At 75.3% G+C, this 19,568-nt stretch carries 9 protein-coding genes; 8 read left to right on the top strand and 1 reads right to left on the bottom strand.

Annotated features, from left to right (window positions below; translation table 11 throughout):
- The first annotated feature begins 159 nt into the window (after window positions 1-159).
- On the top strand, window positions 160-1,515 hold the full coding sequence (locus ACWGJY_RS08290; RefSeq protein WP_453259976.1) for a hypothetical protein: 1,356 nt from the start codon (window positions 160-162) through the stop codon (window positions 1,513-1,515).
- A gap of 173 nt (window positions 1,516-1,688) precedes the next feature.
- On the opposite strand, the gene ACWGJY_RS08285 is transcribed toward ACWGJY_RS08290, so the two are convergent.
- On the bottom strand, window positions 1,689-2,231 hold the full coding sequence (locus tag ACWGJY_RS08285) for a cell wall hydrolase (protein ID WP_453259975.1): 543 nt from the start codon (window positions 2,229-2,231) through the stop codon (window positions 1,689-1,691).
- Window positions 2,232-2,334: 103 nt separating this feature from the next.
- On the opposite strand from ACWGJY_RS08285, the gene ACWGJY_RS08280 reads away from it, so the two are divergent.
- The 7 genes from ACWGJY_RS08280 (at window position 2,335) to ACWGJY_RS08250 (ending at window position 19,568) form a co-directional block, all read left to right on the top strand.
- On the top strand, window positions 2,335-3,564 hold the full coding sequence (locus ACWGJY_RS08280; protein WP_453259974.1) for a S1 family peptidase: 1,230 nt from the start codon (window positions 2,335-2,337) through the stop codon (window positions 3,562-3,564).
- Window positions 3,531-3,737, top strand: coding sequence for a hypothetical protein (locus ACWGJY_RS08275; RefSeq protein WP_453259973.1), 207 nt, complete (start codon window positions 3,531-3,533; stop codon window positions 3,735-3,737). The genes ACWGJY_RS08280 and ACWGJY_RS08275 overlap by 34 nt, the downstream gene beginning before the upstream one ends.
- A gap of 104 nt (window positions 3,738-3,841) precedes the next feature.
- Window positions 3,842-5,863 (top strand): LodA/GoxA family CTQ-dependent oxidase, encoded by a 2,022-nt coding sequence (locus tag ACWGJY_RS08270; protein ID WP_453259972.1) that lies wholly within the window; start codon window positions 3,842-3,844, stop codon window positions 5,861-5,863.
- Window positions 5,860-6,972, top strand: coding sequence for an NAD(P)/FAD-dependent oxidoreductase (locus tag ACWGJY_RS08265; RefSeq protein WP_453259971.1), 1,113 nt, complete (start codon window positions 5,860-5,862; stop codon window positions 6,970-6,972). Before ACWGJY_RS08270 ends, ACWGJY_RS08265 begins: the two co-directional genes overlap by 4 nt.
- Window positions 6,973-7,383: 411 nt before the next feature.
- Complete coding sequence (locus ACWGJY_RS08260; protein WP_453259970.1) at window positions 7,384-14,703, top strand: SDR family NAD(P)-dependent oxidoreductase; 7,320 nt, start codon at window positions 7,384-7,386, stop codon at window positions 14,701-14,703.
- On the top strand, window positions 14,696-19,261 hold the full coding sequence (locus ACWGJY_RS08255; RefSeq protein ID WP_453259969.1) for a beta-ketoacyl synthase N-terminal-like domain-containing protein: 4,566 nt from the start codon (window positions 14,696-14,698) through the stop codon (window positions 19,259-19,261). The genes ACWGJY_RS08260 and ACWGJY_RS08255 overlap by 8 nt, the downstream gene beginning before the upstream one ends.
- Window positions 19,251-19,568, top strand: coding sequence for a phosphopantetheine-binding protein (locus ACWGJY_RS08250; RefSeq protein WP_453259968.1), 318 nt, complete (start codon window positions 19,251-19,253; stop codon window positions 19,566-19,568). The genes ACWGJY_RS08255 and ACWGJY_RS08250 overlap by 11 nt, the downstream gene beginning before the upstream one ends.

Raw genomic sequence — 19,568 nt, 5'->3', positions numbered from 1 at the left:
GGCACTTTGATCATCAAAAACGACGCGCGGAGCGATCACCTGGATGGACATCTCCGGCACGACAGCCCCCGGTGCACGAGGGAAAATCCCCCACTGCGGGCCGGATCGGCCCCTGCACCGGTGATGTCCTGAAAGTGCGGTTCAGGTAGCGTCGAACGCATGAAAACCGCAACGCGTCGTGCGCTGATCGGACCGGTGCTCGTGTGGGTGGCCGCACTGCTGGCCGTGGTCGCCGCCATGGCACCGGGAGCCCATGCCGCCGGCGGGCTCGACGAGGCCGCGGCAGCCCTCGAGAAGGGCCCGGTCTATGTCGATCCGCGCGCTTCGGACCAGCTCTCCTCCGCGCAGGCGGACGCGCTGGCCAAGAAAATCAAGGACGCGAACAAGCCGGTCTTCGTCGCCGTGCTGCCCCGCGCCGCCGAGTACCAGCCCAGCACGCTGCTGCGGGATCTGCGCACCAAGGTCGGCATCAGCGGCGTCTACGCCGTCGAGCTGGGCAGTGGCTTCAACGCCGGCGCCGACCCGCGGGTGATGCCGCACAGCGCGGTGCAGAACCTCGTCGGCTCGGTCAAGCGCTCCGCCTACCCGAGCGTCAACACCCGGCTGAACAGCTTCGTCGACACCGCGATCCAGTCGGCGAACGGCCAGGCTCCCGCCTCCTGGGGCAGCTCCGGCGGCTCCGGCATCAACACCGGAACGGCGATCGGTCTCGGTGTGCTGGTGGTCGTCGGCGGTGGCGGCGCGTACGCCATTGCCCGCCGCAACCGCAGCAGGCGGCTGGCGGAGGAGCGGGCCGCGCTGGAGGATCTGCGGGTCGTCGTCGACGAGGACATCACCGCCTTCGGCGAGGAGCTGGACCGGCTCGACTTCCACCCCGGTGAACCCGGCGCCGACGACGCGATGCGTGCGGACTACAGCCATGCGCTGGACGCCTACGAGGGCGCCAAGTCGGCGATGGCGGCGGCCGAGCGCCCCGGCGAGGTGCAGGCCGTGACCAAGGCCCTGGAGGACGGCCGGTTCTCGCTGGCCACGCTCGCCGCGCGCCGCGAGGGCAGGGCGCTGCCCGAGCGCCGGCTGCCCTGCTTCTTCGACCCGCGGCACGGGCCGTCCGTCGTGGACGTGACCTGGGCGCCGGCGGGCGGCGCGGAGCGCACCGTACCGGTCTGCGCGGCGGACAAGAGCCGTCTGGACGACGGCCGGGAGCCGCTGGCCCGTACGGTGCGGACCGCGAGCGGCGACCGCCCCTACTGGGACGCGGGCCCGGCCTACGGCCCCTGGGCCGGCGGCTACTTCGGCGGTGGCCTGCTGCCCGGCCTCCTGGTGGGCACGCTGCTCGGCAACATGATGATGTCGAGCGACGCCTACGGCGCCGACTTCGGCGGCCCCATGGGCGGCGACTCCTCCGGGGCCGACTTCAACCCCGATGACTTCGGCGGCGGCTTCGGTGACGGTGGCGGGTTCGACGGGGGCGGGTTCGGCGGCGGAGGCGACGGGGGCTTCGGCGGCGGCTTCTGAGCGCAGGCGCCCGCGCGGTGAGCGGTGAGCGGTGAGGGGTGAGCGGTGCGTGCTCCGCGCTCCTGAGCGGATGAGACCTCCGCGCTCCTGAGCGAGAGAGCGTTCCCCGCGCCTTCGCGCCGGGCGTTCCCCGCGCCTTCGCGCCGGGCCCCTCGCCCCTCCCCCTCAGGCGCTCAGCGGTCCGCCGCGCTCACCGCCCGCTTGGCGCCGAGGAACCGCCCGTAGCGCGGCCGCGCCGCGAAGTCCGCATAGCGCCATACGGCGGGCCGGCCGGCCTCCCGGCACAGATGCAGGACCTGGTCGGGCCCCAGGTGTACGCCCACATGCGCGCCGTACCCCGGTGGCCGGTCCGGGACCGGCCCGCCGTCGAACAGCACCAGGTCCAGCGGCCGCGGCCGGCCGGTCCGCCGGGTGGCCCGTTCGTCCGCCCAGAGTTCCGCCGAGCGCAACGGCGGTATCAGTAGGCCGAAGTGGCGGAGCACGGCATAGGCGTAGCGCTGGCAGTTGGCCCCTTCGGCCAGGTCGGCGAAGGTGTCAGGAGCACCGCCGCCGGCCGCACCGTCCGCCCCGTGCGGGGAGTGTGACGGGCATTCAGGTGTCGCCGCTCCCGGATGGCGGGCACCCGAGTAGGTCACCTTGCGCAGCGCCTCCGGCAGCTGCCGGAACGCTACCGCGCCGTAGGCGGCGGGGACTTGACGGCCGGGATCACCACTCACCCGGTCATGATGCAGGAGATCTCCCTCATGCCGCACGCTCCGGTGTCGAGCAGGCTCGACGCATCGGATCCGACGTGCACCCGACATCGCGAGGAGACCCCCGATGGAACGCCGCTTTCGCAAGGCAGCTCTCTGGGGCGCGACCGTCGCCGCCGTCCTGGCGGCCACCGGCCCGCTCGGCCCGGCGCACGCCGTACCGCGGTCCGATCCGTCTCCCCAGCCCTCGCCGCGCGCCCTGCTCGACGCGATGCGCCGGGACCTCGGGCTGACGGCGGAACAGGTGCGCACCCGGCTCGCACAGGAGGCCGATGCCCAGCGCGCCGCGGCCGCGGTACGCCGGGCGCTCGGCGTACCACCCTCCGGGATGTGGTTCGACAAGACGACCGGCAAGCTCGTCGTCGCGGTTACCGGCGCCGCCGATGCACAGCGGGTACGGGCCGCGGGGGCGGTGCCCAAGAAGGTGCCGCACAGCCATGCCGCCCTCACGGCACTGGCCGGGCAGATCAGCGGCCGGGCCGGCAGGGGCGTACCGGGCGTCACCGGATGGGGCGTGGACGAGCGCGCCAACGGCGTCGTGGTCCGTACCGACCGCAGCAGGCGCACCGCCCGGACCGACGCCTTCGAGAAGACCGTCCGCGCCCTCGGCGCGCACACGAAGGTCCCGGTCACCGTCGAGCGCGGCGACCGGACGCCGCATCAGCAGGGCGGCTCGGTGGTGGGCGGCGAGCGCTGGATGCCCGGCAACGAGGGCATCTGCTCGATCGGCTTCTCGGTGACCGGACCGGGCTCCTTCCAGGGATTTCTGACGGCCGGTCACTGCACCCTCACCGCCGACCAGACCGCGTACGGCAAGGACGGCAGCCGGATGGGAACCTCGAACCAGGGCGGCAGGCACAGCGTCAATGACCGTGAGGGCGACTTCGGGCTGGTCGGCGTGGACCAGCCGGGCTGGACCGTCAGCTCGTACGTGGCGGGCCAGGGCGGGACGCCGGTCACCGTCACCGGCTACCAGGAGGGCCTGGAGGGCATGTCGGTCTGCCACTCCGGACAGAGCAGCGGCTGGCACTGCGGGGAGATCACCCGGGTCGGCCAGACCGTGGACTACGGAAACACGGTCATCGAGGGGCTCTCGTTCACCAACGCCTGCTCGGCGCCCGGCGATTCGGGCGGCTCGTACGTCACCCAGCCCAACGCCCCGATGGCCGTCGGGGTGCACTCCGGTGGCGGCGCCGCCACCTGCGGCAACTTCGGCGGTGCCACCCTCACCATTTTCCAGCCGGTCGGTGAGGCGCTGGCCAAGTGGAACCTGCGGCTGAAGACGGGCAGCCCCTGACCGCCGACCTGCCGCGCCCGACGCCCGCCGGCTCCCCGTGCCTACGAGGGGAGCGCGGTGGCGGGGAGGCCGGCGGTGGCCCGCAGAAGTTCCGTGACTTCTTCGCCGCCGCCGGCCGCCCCGACCTCGCCGAGGACCCGAGGGTGGCCGGCCCGGCCGTCCCGAACGGGTGAATCCGTCACCCATTGTGACGCCTCCAGGCCGCCGCACACACGATGCCGATCCTAGGTTTGAGGCGTTCGGGGGCATCCGCACCCTGCCCAGGGAAAGGCCTTCGATGGACACACAGATCGCCCAGGTGAAGATCCACCCCGCCATCGGCATCGCCCGGATCGGCAACAGTGACAAGCCGCCCTTCCTGGGGCCGGAGTCACCGGACCAGCCGCCGCTGCCGGCCGGTTCCCACAAGGACGGCTCGGGGAAGATCATCCGGCAGGCCGCCCGTTTCCGGGTCTACGGCTACAACCAGGCGGGGGAGGTCGTCAGGGAGCTCAAGCTGGGCGACGAGGACGTCACCGAGATCAAGTGGTCGGTGCATCTGGCCAACAAGAAGGCCGCCTGGTACCAGTTCCACCTCCCGCTCGACATCCCCGAGGCCGCCACCCTGCCGGACACCCAGCGGCGCCGGCGCAACTTCGGCGTCAGGGGAGCGGAACGCACGAAGCTCGTCATCGACTCCGGCCTCCAGACCGTCCGCGCCTCCCGGCACGAGACCGCCACCTTCGCCGGAAAGATCATGAACCGGCCGGTCTCCCTCGGCTCCCTCGCCACGCAGACCGACGGCCGCCTGGTGGTCGTCGGCGGGGCCGGCACCTCGGCCTCCTACACCACCCCCGAAACGCCGATCTCCGGCGTCGCCAACAACGACACCTGGTACGACGACGTCTCCGACGGCCCCGTCACGGCGGAGGTCACCCTGAGGGGCATCACGAAGACCGCGACCCCGGCCTGGGCCGTGGTCGCCCCGCCGCACTACGCACCCGGGGTGAAGACCGTCCGCACCCTCTACGACCTGCTCCACGACGTATTCGTCACCGAGCACACACTGCCCGCCGAACCGCAGATTTCCTACCCGGACCACATCGAACCGATCCTGCGGCGGTTCTGCGAGCTGCAGTGGGTCAACCACGGTTTCGCCGCCCAGTTCGGCTGGGACGGCCCGCACCACTTCCTCGACCCGGCCCTGCGCAAGCGGCTCGCCGACCCGGGCGAGGCAAGCCAGGAACTCCGCCGCCAGGTCTATGTCCACATGCGCGACTACGACCGGGACGGCACCTCCCCGCTGCCCTGGCCGTGGCTCTACGGCGACGCCATGTCCAGCGGCAAGCCCACCTCCGTGCGGCAGCACATCACGCTCTCCGCCGCCCAGGACCGGATGCTGGCCCTGTGGGCCGACGGCCACTTCACCTCCGGCCCGCCCCGCACGGGCTTCCCGGCCGTCGACGAGGCGCCGCCCGCCGAACAGCCCGGACTGCTCGACCGGGCCGCGCTGGAGAACTGTGCCGCCGACGCCTTCCACCCCGGCTGCGAGGTGACCTGGCCGATGCGGCACAAGACCCTGTACTCCGAGCCGTTCCGCGTGCTGCACCGCACACCGGACAACCCGGAACGCGACTACGGCGACGTGCTCACTCTCCAGGACGCCCTGGGCAAGAACGGTCCGCTGTACGCGCAGGGACCGGGCGACCTCACCCGCTGGATGGCCGCCCCCTGGCAGTGCGACACGGCGAGCTGCCGCTCCGGCTACCAGGTACGGTCCGGGCTCGGCCCCCGCTACAGCCCCTATCTGCCCACCTTCTGGCCCGCCCAGATGCCCAACCATGTGCTCAAGCAGTCGGACTTCCGCACCGTCAACACCCCGCCCACCGGCTCCGACGACAGCGCCAGGGAGAAGGCCTTCGAGAACCGCGCGGTGTGGCTGCGCGGCCTGCAGGGCACCGACTTCAACAAGCAGCGCCGGCAGATGATCGACGACTGGTTCAAGTTCGGCATCGTCGAGCCGCACGAATACACCGTGGGTGACGCGAAGTTCCCCCGCTACCTCCAGGTGGAGTCCGAGCCCGGCTATCCGCCGGCCCCCGACCACGCCAACCTCGTCAACATCCAGGTACCCGAGGCGGGCGTGCCCCAGCTGGCCGGCGTGGCCGGCGTCTGGACCGGGGAAGTCCCGGCCGAGACTGTCGAAGCCATGCTCGTGCAGCAGGCGGTCCAGGAGGTCAAGGAGGCGACCGGCCGGGACGAGACGGCGATCGCCGCCGGATATCTGGAGAAGCTCGATCCCTTCCACGGCGCCCGGTGAGCCCCGTACCGGGCTATGACGTCGTGGTCGCGGGCGGCGGCCCGGCCGGCTGCGCCGCCGCGCTCGCCCTCGTACGGGCCGGGCGCACCGTCCTGCTCGCCGACGCCGGTACCGGCCCGCCCAAGACCGGGGAGGCGCTGGTGTCCATGGGGCGGCTGCTGCTGGCCGACCTCGGCGTCGAAGCACCGGTCCTGGGCAGCGGCCATCTGCCCTGCCACGGCAACCTGTCCGCCTGGGGCTCGGCCGCACTGCACGCCGTGGACTCCATCGGCGACCCGTACGGCCACGGCTGGCATCTCGACCGGCCGCTCTTCGACCGCCGGCTGCGCGCCGCCGCCCGCGCGGCGGGCGCCGAGGTCGCCGAGCACACCGCCGTACGGTGCCCCTCCCGCCGGCCGGACGGCACCTGGCGGCTCGCTCTGCGCGACCGCTCCGGCGGCGCGCGTACGGTCCGTTGCCGCTGGGTGGTGGACGCCACCGGACGGGGCGCCGCGATCGCCGTCCGCTCCGGCGCCCGGCGGCGCACCGGGGACCGGCTCACCGCCTTCCACCTCACTCTCGACCCGGCCCCGCAGACCACCACCGACGGCCGTTCGCTGGTCGAGTCCGACCCGGACGGCTGGTGGTACACCGCTCTGCTGCCCTCCCGGCGCCGCCTGGTCGCCTACTTCACCGACCCCGATCTGCCCGCCGCCCCGCGCGGCGCCGAGCGGTTTTGCGACCGGCTGCTGGCCACCCGGCACATCTGCCTCCGGGCCCGCCCGCACGGTCTCACCAGCCTGCGGCCGCCCCGCCGTGCCCCCGCGCACAGCGCGCATCTGGACCGGGTGCACGGCGACGGCTGGACGGCCGCCGGGGACGCGGCGGCCGCTTTCGACCCGCTCAGCTCCCAGGGCATCCTCACCGCCCTGTACACCGGGCTGAGCGCGGGCCAGGCGGTCGACGCCCGGCTGCGCGGCGACCGGGCGGCGCTGCCCGGCTATGCGGCGAAGGTCGCCACGGCCCGCGCCGCCTACCGGCACGGCCACCGTGCCGTGCACGCCCGGGAAACCCGCTGGGCCGACCGTCCCTTCTGGGCCCGGCGACAGCGGCAACGTCCGGCGCCCTGAGCCGGCTGCCCCGGACCCCGGGCAGCTGTCCGGCGCCGGTTCGATGTGCTGCCCGGGGAACCGCTGCCCGCGGACTCCCGGCCACCGACCGCCCGCACGTCCTCAACCCGGGTGGATTTCCGGCCAGTTGAGGCGTCAAGAACCGGTCTGCGGGGGCGCATCGTCCCAGGTACCGGGGAGGTGGAGGAGGCGGAATGCCACCTTCGTGACCTTGGCGGAATCAACTACCGCCTGATGCACCTGCGTTGACAGTGCACGGGGGTGGCTCCACCATGCAACGCGGCATCAGCGGGACGGGGCCTGTCTGCACCTTCCCGTCGAGGCGGACGGGACTTCGACGACGTGCCCTGACCGCCGGTTACCGCAGGTGGCAGTGGTAAAGCGTGTCCGCCCCCAGCAGAAGGAGCGCCCGTGGCCCCCTGGCCCCCTCTCCCCGGCACCCCCCTTTCCGGCTCCGGTGACCCTGGTTCGCGGCCCACCGGAGCGTCTCCCGGCGGCGAGGCCCGCACCGGGGCCGCTCCTGCCGGGCGGCCCGCCGGGTCCGCCCGCCCCGCCCCCGCCGCGCCCCCTCGCCCGGAAACCACCGGCCGTGACCTCGTCGTCGCGCTCTCCCCGTTCGAGGAGCCGGGCGAGCGGATCGTCGTGGCGGCCGAACGCGCGGGCGCGCTCGGCCTGCTGGACCTCGGCCGGGACGCCGGCGCCGCGCGGGACGCGCTCGCCCGGCTCGGACGATTACGCCATGGAGTGCGGGTACCGGTGGGGTGTCCGCTCACGCCCGCCGATCTGCCCGACGAGACCGACACCGTGCTGCTCGCCGACCCACGGGCCTACGCCGCCCCCGGGCCGCACACCGCCGGGCCGGGCGGCGCGGTCCCCGGGCCGGACGACTGGGCCGGCGGCGGACGGCGCCGCGTATGGGCCGAGATCACCACCCCCGAGGAGGCCGCGGCGGCGTGTGCCGCCGGAGCCGGCGCGCTCGTCGCCCGGGGCCACGAGTCGGGTGGCCGGGTGGGCGAACTCACCACCTGTGTCCTGCTGCAGCGCGTACTGGCCGACCCGTCCGTGACGGTTCCCGTGCTCGCCGCCGGGGGCATCGGCCCGCACACCGCCGCCGCGGCCGTCGCCGGCGGAGCGGCCGGTGTGCTCCTCGACTCCCAGCTCGCGCTGACCACCGAGGGCGAGGCCCGGCTGCCCCGGGCGGTCGCCACCGCCATCCGGGCCATGGACGGCAGCGAGACCACGCTCGTCGCGGGCCATCGGGTCCTCACCCGCCCGGACCTCGGCACCCCCGCGGCCGCCGCCGGCAGCGGGGCCGCCGGCCCAGGGGCCGACGGGGAAGAGACCGGTCCGGCCGGCATTGCCCCGCTTCTCGGCGCCCGCGACCTGCACACCCAGCTGCTCCCCATAGGCCAGGACGGCGCCTTCGCCGCCCGGCTCGCCGCGCGGCACCGCACCACCGGGGGCCTCGTACAGGCGGTACGGGCCGCGGTCGCCGACCACCTCGCCGCGGCGGCACGCACCCGGCCGCTCGCCCCGCGCCCCGGAGCCCGCCACCTCCCCGTGGCCCAGGGGCCGATGACCCGGGTCAGCGACGAGTCCGCCTTCGCCGCCGCCGTGGCCGCCGAGGGCGGACTGCCCTTCCTCGCCCTCTCCGTCATGGACGGCGAGCAGGCGCGCCGGCTGCTGGCCGAGACCGCCGAGCGCCTCGGCGAACGGCCGTGGGGCGTGGGGCTGCTCGGCTTCGCACCGCCCGGACTCCGGCGCGAACAGCTCGCCGCGGTGGCCGAGTTCGCCCCCGACTACGCCCTCATCGCCGGTGGCCGGCCCGCCCAGGCCGCACCCCTCGAAGCGGCCGGGACCCGGACCTACCTCCATGTCCCGGCGCCCGGCCTGCTGGAGCGCTACCTCGCCGAAGGCGCCCGCAGATTCGTCTTCGAAGGGCAGGAGTGCGGTGGTCACATCGGTCCCCGGGCCAGCTTCCCGCTGTGGGAGGAGCAGATCGAGCGGCTGACCGTCCACGCCCGGACGCCCGGCGGGACGGCCGAGGACCTGGACCTGCTCTTCGCGGGTGGCATCCACGACGCCCGCTCCGCCGCCATGGCGGCGGCCGCCGCGGCCCCGCTCGCCGCACTCGGCGCCCGCATCGGCGTCCTGATGGGCACCGCCTACCTCTTCACCGAGGAGGCCGTGGCCACCGGCGCGGTACTCCCCGGCTTCCAGGACACCGCGCTGGCCTGCGACCGGACCGTACTGCTGCGGACCGCCCCGGGCCATGCCACCCGCTGTGCCGAGACCGCCTACGCCGAGGAGTTCGCGGCGGCCGGACGGCGCCTCGCCGCGCAGGGCACGGACCCACGCGCCCGTTGGGAGGAACTGGAACGGCGCAACCTCGGACGACTGCGCCTCGCCAGCAAGGGCCTGCGTCACACGGACGGCGGGCGGCCCGCGCCGGTGGGTGAGCGGGAACAGCGCAGGGAAGGCCTGTACATGCTGGGCCAGGCCGCCACCGCCCGCAGCGCCACCACCACCGTCGCCGCGCTGCACACCGCCGTGACCGACGGTGCCACCGCCCGGCTCACGACGCGGGCCGAGCAGTTCAGGACCCCCGACGAGCAGCAGGAGCGACGGCAACGGGACGCGGAGCCGCTGGACATCGCCATCGTCGGCATGGCGTGCTTCTATCCCGGCGCGGCCGACACCGCGCGCTTCTGGTCCAATGTCGTCGCCGGAGTCGACTCCGTCACCGAGGTGCCCGCCGAGCGCTGGGACACCGGTATGTACCACGACCCGGACCCCGCGCGGGCGGGCGAACGCACCCCGTCACGCTGGGGTGGCTTCCTGCCCCCCATCCCCTTCGACGCCCTCGCCCACGGCATCCCCCCGGCCTCCCTCACCGGCATCGACCCGGTGCAGCTCCTCGCCCTGGAAGCGGCCGCCAAAGCCCTGGCCGATGCCGGATACGCCGACCGCGACTTCGACCGCGCCCGCACCAGCGTCGTCTTCGGCGCCGAGGCGGGCACCGAACTGGCGGGCGCCTACGGCCTGCGGGCGCTGCACCCGGCCTACCTGGGGGAGCTGCCCCCCGGCCTCGACGCCGAACTGCCCCGCCTGACCGAGGACTCCTTCCCCGGCGTGCTGGCCAATGTCATCGCCGGACGTATCGCGAGCCGCCTGGACCTGGGCGGCGCCAACTGCACCGTGGATGCCGCCTGCGCCTCCTCCCTCGCCGCGCTCGACCTGGCCTGCCGCCAACTGCGCGACCACGACAGCGATATGGCGCTGTGCGGCGGCGCCGATGTGCACAACGGCATCAACGACTACCTGATGTTCGCGTCCGTACGCGCCCTGTCGCCCACCGGCCGCTGCCGCCCCTTCGACGCGGCGGCCGACGGCATTGCGCTCGGTGAGGGCGTCGGCGCACTGGTCCTCAAGCGGCTCACGGACGCCGAGCGCGACGGCGACCGGATCTACGCGGTCATCAAGGCGGTCGGCACCTCCAGCGACGGGCGCTCCCTCGGGCTGACCGCGCCGCGGCCCGAGGGCCAGCGGCGCGCCCTGGAGCGCGCCTACCGACGTGCCGGGATCAGCCCCGCCCAGGTCGGGCTGCTCGAAGCCCACGGCACCGGCACGGTCGTCGGTGACACCGCAGAACTCGGCGTCCTCACCGAGGTGTTCGAGGCCGCCGGAGCCGCACCGGGCAGCTGCACGCTGGGCTCGGTCAAGTCGCAGATCGGGCACACCAAGTGCGCGGCCGGCCTGGCCGGGCTCATCAAGGCCGCGCGCGCCGTGCACACGGGCGTACGGCCGCCGACCCTGCATCTGACCCGGCCCGCCGCGGACACCGGCCCGGACACCGGCCCCTTCCGCTTCGACGCCGGGAGCGCCCGGCCCTGGCCGGTCCCCGCGGGGCGGCGCATCGCCGGGGTGAGCGCCTTCGGCTTCGGCGGCACCAACTACCATGCCGTGCTCGCCGGTTACGACGGTGCTCCCGAACCCGCCCAGGCCCTGACGCACTGGCCCGCCGAGCTCTTCTGCTTCCGCGGGGCCGACCGTGCCGCCGCCGTACGGGCCATGGAACGCCTCGCCGCCCGGCTGGCGGACAACGACGCCGCCGGGCGGCCGTGGCCGCTGCGCGACCTGGCCGCCGAGACCGATTCGGCGCAAGGGCCGGTCCAGGTCTGTGTGGTGGCCGACGACCTGGACGACCTCGCCGTCAAGCTGGCTGCCGCCCGCCGATTCGACGCCATCGAGGGTGTGTATCCGCGCAAGCGGGACGCCGACCCCGGCCTGGTCGCCTTCCTCTTCCCCGGCCAGGGCAGCCAACGGACCGGCATGCTCGTGGAGTTGTTCCTCGCCTTCCCCGCGCTGCGCGGCCTCCTGGACGACGCCGAACCGCAGTGGGCCGCCGCCATGTTCCCGCCCACCGCCTTCACCGCCGAGCGGCGGGCCGCTCAGCAGGCCGCCCTCACCGACACCCGCGTCGCCCAGCCGGCGCTCGGCCTCGCCTCCGCCGCCGCACACCGGCTGCTCACCACGCTCGGGGTGCGCCCCGACTGCACGGCCGGCCACTCCTACGGCGAGCTGACCGCGCTGTGGGCCGCCGGTGCCTACGACACCGGGACGCTGCTGCGGCTCAGCGCCCGCCGCGGCGAGGCGATCCTCGGCGCCGCCGGGGACGACCCCGGAGCGATGGCCGCCGTCGTGGCCACCCCGGCGCGGGTACGGGACCTGACCCACGGCGCCGGGGTCGTCGTCGCCAACCACAATGCGCCCGAACAGAGCGTCATCTCGGGGCCCACGGACGCCGTGGAAACGGCCGTGGCGGCATTGCGCACCGCCGGTGTGGAGGCGCGGCGCCTGCCGGTCGCCTGCGCCTTCCACAGCCCGCAACTCGCTGGCGCCCGCGAGGCGCTCGCCGCCGAACTGTCCGCGGTACCGGTGTCCGCCCCCGCCGTCCCGGTCTGGTCCGGCGCCACCGCGCGCCCCTACGGCCGCGAGGCGGCCGCGGTACGCGACACGCTGGCGGGCCAGGTTGCCGCACCGGTGCGCTTCGTGGACCAGATCGAGAACATGTACGCCGCCGGGGTGCGCACCTTTGTGGAGGCCGGGCCCGGCCGGGTGCTCACCGGCCTCGTCGGGCAGATCCTCGGCGGACGGCCGCACACCGCCGTGGCACTGGACGTGCCGGGCGAACCCGCACTGGCCCGGCTGCCGCATGTGCTGGCCCGGCTCGCCGCGGCCGGGGTCCCGGTCGACCCGGAGGCCCTGTTCCACGGGCGTACGGAGCCACTGCCCGCCACCGCGCCGCGCCGCCCGGGATGGCTGGTGGACGGACATCTGGTGCGCACGGCCGACGGCGCCTGCCTGCCGGGCGGGCTGCGTCCGGCGCGACGTGTGGACACCCGCCGGGGCGGTGACGGTGCGCCTCCCGAGGGCGGCGCCGTATCCGGTGACGTTGCCCGGCAGGATGCGGTGCTGGAGTATCTGCGGGCCTCGCGCGAGCTGGTCGCCGCCCAACGGGACGTGGTCCTGCGGTACTTGGGAGATGCCGCCGCGACCGCCCCGGAGCGGACCGCGCCCTCGTACGCCATGCCCTCGTACACCGAGCCTGCGTACGCCGCGCCCGCGCCCGCGCCCGCGGAGGCCGGAGCCGGGGCCCCGGCCGGCGCCGCCGTCGGGCGGACGCCCGGCACCGCCGCACGGCGTCCGGGCCCCGGTGAACTCCTCGATGCGGTGCGGGAGATCATTCACGCCCGGACCGGCTATCCGCACGAGATGCTCGACGCCGGGCTCGACCTGGAGGCCGATCTTTCGGTGGACTCCATCAAGCGCGTGGAGATCATCGGCGCGCTCGCCGACCGGATCGGACTCCCGCGGGACGCCGACGGAGCCATGGAGTCGGCGGTGGAGCAGCTCGCCCGGGTCAAGACCATCAGCGGCATCGTCGACTGGATCGCCGCCGCCCCTGCCGAGCCCGCACCGGCGGCTCCTGCTGTGCCCGAGCCCGGACCAGCGGTTCCTGCTGTGCCCGAGCCCGGACCGGCCTTCCCTTCGACCGGGTCCGGACCGGCCCTCTCCTCACCCGGGCCCGGACCGGCCCCTGCGGCCTTCCCGCCCGGACCGGCCCCGGCCACCCCCGACTCGGCCCCCGCCGCCCCGTTACCGCCCACGGAATCCGCCCCCTTGCCGCCGCCCGCCCCCGCGGACCCGCCCGCCGGGAGTGAAGCCGGCCGCGCCCCCGTGCCGCGGCGCCCCACCCGCTCTCTGGTCCAGGTCGCCCCCCTCGGCCCGCCCGCGAGCCGGCCACCCGCCGACGTGGTGGCGGGCAGCGACTTCGCGGTGGTGGAGGACGGGCAGGGGGTGGCGCTGGCGCTCACCGCCCTCCTGGAGAGCCATGGCGCACGGGTGCGTACCGTCCCTGCCGAGCGGCTGGCCGAGGTCACCGCCGACGGGGTGGGCGGACTCGTGGACCTCAGTGCGCTGCGGGCCGGACGCGGCGCCGTCCTGCCCGGCCAGTACGCGGGCCTGCGCAGCGCGCTGACCGGCGGAGCCCGGTGGCTGCTGCTGGCCACCGCGGCCGGCGGCACCTTCGGCCGGGACGCCACCGGGGACGCTCCCGACCCGCTGCCCGGCGCCGGGCTGCGCGGCTTCGCCCGTACGGCCGCCCTCGAATACCCCGGCGTCCTGATACGGGCCGTGGACATCGACCCCAAGGACCGCCCCGAACGCATCGCCGCGCACCTCCTCGCCGAACTGTGCGCCCCCGGCGAACCCGTCGTCGTCGGCCGCACCAACGGCACCCGCACCACCCTGCGCACCGTCCCCGCACCCCTGCGCCACGACCGGCCCGCCACCGGCCGGCCACCGCTCGACGCCGGCTCCGTGGTGCTGCTGACCGGCGGCGCACGCGGCATCACCGCCCGCACGGCCCGTGCCCTGGCCAGCGCCCACGGCTGCCACATCGAACTCCTGGGGCGTACCCCCCTGGACGAGACCCCCGAGGACCCGGCCCTCGCACACGCCCACGACCGCATCGCGCTGCGTGCCGCGCTCATCGCCCAAGGGCTGCGCAGACCGGCCGAGATCGAGGCGGCGGCCACCCGGGTCCTGGCCCGCCGTGAGATCACCGGCACCCTCACCGCGCTGGAACCGCTCGCGGCCTCCGTGCGCTACCACGCGGCCGATGTCACCGACGCGGCCGCCGTCCGCGCCGTGGCCCGGGACATCCGGGACCGGCACGGCCGTCTCGACGGGATCGTGCACGGCGCGGGCACCCTGGAGGACAAGCTGCTGCGGGACAAGGACCCGGCTTCCTTCGCCCGGGTCTTCGCCACCAAGGTCGACGGCGCCCGTCATCTCCTGTCGGCCGCCGGCGACGACACGCGCTTCCTCGCCCTCTTCGGCAGCGTCGCCGGGGTCTTCGGCAACCGCGGCCAGGCCGACTACGCCGCCGCCAACGACGCCCTCGACACCCTCGCCAGGGCCTGGTCGGCCCGGACGGCCGGACGCGTCCTCGCCGTCGACTGGGGGCCATGGGCGGCCGACGGCGGCGGCATGGTCACCCCGGAACTGGAGCGCGCCTACGCCCGCCGGGGCATCCCGCTCCTGGACCCCGATGCCGCGGCGGCCGCCTTCCTGGACGAACTGGCCCACGGCACCTCGGCCCAGGTCGTCCTGGCGGCGGAGGCGGAGGCGGAGGCGGCGGGCGGCGAGGTGGCGGGCGATGAGTGAGCCAGGCGCCCGGCGCACCGGCCCCCGCCCCACGGACGCGGCAATCGTCGGCATGGGGGCGCTCTTCCCCGGCGCCGGTGATCTCGCCGCCTACTGGCGCAACCTGCTGGCCGGCACGGACTGCATCTCCGACGTCCCGCCCGGCCGCTGGGACCCGGAGATCTACTACGACCCGCACGGCGCCGAAGGCCCCGCCCGCAGCGACCGCTTCTACTGCCGGCGGGGCGGCTTCCTGGACGAGCCGGCCGCCTTCGACCCCACCCGCTTCGGCATCATGCCCGCCGCCGTCCCGGGAGCCGAGCCCGATCAGCTGCTCGCCCTGCGCGCCATCGCCGATGCCATCGCCGACGCGGGCGGCCCGGAGCGACTGCCCGCCGACCGCTCCCGGATCGGTGTCATCCTCGGCCGCGGCGGCTTCATGGGCGTGGCCACCGCCCGGCTCGACCAACGGGTCCGTACGGCCCACCAGCTCGCCGCCACCCTGCGCGAACTCGCCCCGGAACTCGGCGAGTCGAAGATCGCCGCCGTACGGGAGGCCTTCCAGGCGAGCCTCGGGCCCGAACGGCCGGAGGCGTCCATCGGCCTGGTGCCCAGCTTCACCGCCGCCCGGACCGCCAACCGCCTGGACTTCCGCGGTCCCGCCTACACCCTCGACGCGGCCTGCGCGTCCTCGCTGCTGGCCGTGGCGCAGGCCGTCGATCTGCTGGCCGCCGGGCGCTGTGACCTCGTGGCCGCCGGAGCCGTGCACCACTGCCATAGCGCCACCCTGTGGAGCGTCTTCACCCAGCTGCGCGCGCTCAGCCCCACCCAGCGCATCCGCCCCTTCGACCGCCGCGCCGACGGCACCCTGCTGTCCGAGGGCACCGGCGTCGTCCTCCTCAAACGCCTGGCCGACGCCGAACGCGACGGGGACCGGGTGTACGCGGTGCTCCGCGGGGCGGGAGTGGCGGGCGACGGGCGCGCGTCGAGCCTGATGAACCCCCGCACACAGGGGCAGGTACGGGCGCTGGAGCAGGCCTGGCACGACGCCGGACTCGACCCGCGGGACCCCGCGGCGCTCGGCCTGCTGGAGGCGCACGGCACCGGGACGCCGGTCGGCGACGGCGTCGAACTGGACACGTTGGCAAGGGTGTTCGGCCCGCCTGGCGGCAACCGGGCGCCGGTCGGCCTGGGCTCGGTGAAGTCGATGCTCGGGCACACCATGCAGGCCGCCGGCATCGCCGGACTCATCAAGGCCGCCCTCGCCGTCCACCACCGGACCCTGCCGCCGACCCTGCATCTGGACGAGCCGCACCAGGGCCTGGCCCGGACCCGTATGCGTCCGGTCACCGAGGCCGAACCCTGGGACGCCGGACGCGCCCCGCTGCGGGCCGGTGTCAACGCCTTCGGCTTCGGCGGGATCAACGCCCACGTCATCCTGGAGGAAGCCCCGGGACGGCAGAGCGCGGCCGCGCCGCCCGTGCCCCGGAACTCCCCGCTGCGCATCACGGAGCCGGAGCGCACCGTACTGCTCACCGCGCGCTCTCCCGGCGAACTGGCCGGGAAATTACGGCATATGGGGGACGGGGATGCGGGCGCGGACCCGGGCGGCCCCGCGGACGACGGGCCCTGCCGCCTCGCCCTCCTCGACCCCACCCCGAAGCGCCGCGCCCTGGCCGCCAAGGTCCTCGCGCGCGGACTGGCCTGGCGGGGGCGCGGCGAGGTGTGGTTCACCCCGAGCCCCTTCTTCGGACCCCACGCCGCGGAGGCGGGCGCGCGGCTGGCCTTCGTCTTCCCGGGGCTGGAGGCGGAGCCGCCGCCGCGCGGGGACGACATCGCCGACCTGCTGTCCCTGCCCCGCCCCCCGGTCTCCGGCGGCAGCGGTCTGGTCGAACGAGCCGTCGACTCCCTCGCCGCCGGCCGGCTGCTCGCCCGCGCCCTGGCCGAACTGGGCATCGCCCCCGACCTGCTGGCCGGGCACAGTCTCGGGGAGTGGACCGCGATGGTGGTCGCCGGAATGTATCCGCACCGGGCCGTGGACACCTTCCTCGACTCGCTGCGGCCCGGGTCCCTCGCGGTACCCGACCTGGTCTACGCGGCACTGGGCTGTGGCGCCGCACAGGCGGCCGCGGCGCTGGAAGGCCTGGCGGAGGTCGCGGTCAGCCATGACAACTGCCCGCACCAGTCGGTGATCTGCGGAGCTCCGCGGCAGCTCGCCGAGGCCGTCGGCAGACTCGCCCGGCAGGGCGTACGGGCCCAGGAGATGCCCTTCCGCTCCGGCTTCCACACGCCGATGTGGGCGCCCTACCTCGACCAGGTCGGCGCCGCCTTCGACGCGCTGCCGCTCGGGGACGGACACCTCCCCGTCCCCGTATGGTCGGCCACGACCGTCGCCCCCTTCCCCCAAGAACCCTCGGAAGTACGCCAGTTGGTGCTGCGGCACCTCCTGGAACCGGTCCGCTTCCAGCAACTGACCGGACGGCTGTACGAGACGGGTGTACGCGCCTTCGTCCAGCTCGGCGCGGGCAGCCTGCCCGGCTTCATCGCCGACACCCTCCACGGTGCGGACCATCTCGCTGTCGCGGCGGCCGACTCCCGGCGCGACGGAAGGGCACAACTGCGGCGGCTGGCAGCCGCGTTGTGGGCCGAGGGGCTGCGTCCGCGCTGGGCGAGGCTGGCGCCTCCCGGCGCCGCCGCCCCGGCGGCCGCGGACGCTGCCACGGTCCCGGAAGGGGCCGGGACACCGGTCCGGCTCGACCTCGGCTCGCCGCTGGTCCGCCTCGGCGACGCGGCGCCGGTCACGGGGCTTTTCGCGGCCGCGGCTCCGGAGGGAGAGGGCGGGGGAGCGCTGCCGCACCCCCGGCAGCCCGTCGCGGAACCCGTCCGGCAGGCCCTGGACACCCTCCTCGCCGAGACCCGGGCCGCCACCCGGACGGTCGCCGCCGCGGCCGCCCGGCCACCCGCGGCGCCCGGCCCCCGCCCCGCCCCCCGGCCGTCCCCGGCCCCCGGCCCCCGCCGCACCGTCCGCCACCTCTCCCTCGCCACCCTCCCCTACGTCCGCGACCACTGCGTCTACCTCCAGCCCGACGACTGGCCCGAGCCCGCCGACCGCTTCCCCGTCGTCCCCATGACCACACTGCTGGAACTGGCCGCCGACGCCGCCCACGAGGCACGGCCCGGTCACACCGTCACCGGCTACTCCGACGTACGGGCCCTGCGCTGGCTGCCCGTCGCCCCGCCCGTCGACCTGGCCGTCACCGCCACCCCGGCCGCCGACGGCCGGGTACGGGTGAGCCTCGGCGAGCACGCCTCCGTCACCGTCCATCTCGCGGCACACCACCCGGCGCCACCACCTCCCGACGCCTCGGCACTCACATCCGGCCGGCCGGCGCCCGTCAGCGCCGAGGCCCTCTACCGGGACCGGTGGATGTTCCACGGCCCGGCGTTCGCCGGGGTCCACGAGGTCACCACGCTCGCCGCCGACGGCATCCGCGGAACGCTGCGCGCACTGCCCGCGCCCGGCGCCCTCCTGGACGCCGCGGGCCAGCTCCTCGGCCACTGGATGCAGCTGAAACTGACCGGCGACCGGCTGGTCTTCCCGGCAACCCTGGACCGCGTACGGCTCTACGGCCCCCCGCCCCGCGAGGGCGCGCTGCTGGCGGCCACCGCCCGGATCCGCGACGTACGTCCCGGCTCGGTGCGCGGGGACGTGGAACTGCGCGGCGCCGACGGCACCGTATGGGCGCGGCTGGAGGGCTGGACGTACCGGCGCTTCGGGGCCGATGAACGGGTGTGGCCCATGAAGTTCACCCCGGAGGTGTGCGGGGTCGGCGAACCCCGTCCGGGCGGCTGGTGTCTGGCCCGTCGCCGCTGGTCGGACCCGGCCTCGCAGGAGCTGGTCATGCGCCGCTACCTGGGCGCGGCCGAACGCGCCCGCTACGAACGGTGCGCGCCGCGCGCCCGAGCGGCATGGCTGCTGGGCCGGATCGCCGCCAAGGACGCGGTCCGTGAACTGCTGTGGGAGGCGGGAGCCGGGCCCCTCTTCCCGGCCGAGATCCCCGTCGGCAACGACCACCACGGCCGCCCCCGGCCCGAGGGCCCGCTCGCCGGCGGCATCCACCTCTCCCTTGCGCACAACGACCACGTCGCGGTCGCCCTCGCCCACCGGGCGGGCCCCGTCGGCATCGGCATCGAGTCCGTCACCGACGATCCGGCGGCCCTCGAACGGATCGCCCTCACCCCGGCCGAATGCCGCCTGGCGGACGGCCTCCAGGCCCGGGAGGCACCCGGCGGGGGCACCGGCCGCGCCTACTGGCTGACCGCCCTGTGGTGCGCCAAGCAGGCCGCGGCGAAGGCGGCGGGCAGCGGCCTCGGCGGCCGGCCGCTGGAGTGGGCCGTCACCCCCGCACCGGGCGGCGCGCTCCAGGTGGTCTCCCCGGACGGCCGGCGCCGTCTCGTCCATCTCGACTCCGTCCACGACCTGTCCGCGCGCCACGTCGTCGCCTGGACCGGGCCGCCGCCCGAGGAGCGGACGGGCACCGACACCCTCACTCCCACGGAGGCCACCCATGGCAGCTGACCCGCTCTCCGAGCGCACCGGGCCGATCCTGGCCGAGATCACCGACATGCTGGTGAGCGTCGTCGGCGACGAGCTGCTCGTCGTCGGCGAGATCACCCCCGCGACCACCTTCAACGACGATCTGGCGCTGGAGAGCATCGAGTTCGTCGCCCTGGCCGAGCTGCTGCAGCAGCGCTACGGCAGCTCGGTGGACCTGCTCGGCCTCCTCGCGGAGAAGGACATCGACCAGATCCTGGCCATGACGGTCGGCGAACTCGCCATCCATATCGACCGGGTCACCGCCGCCGACCAGGCCTGCGCGGGCTGA

The organism is Streptomyces sp. NPDC054765, from assembly GCF_053612065.1.
Note: the sequence above shows the minus strand (reverse complement) of the source record. Positions and strands in the feature narration are given on the sequence as shown.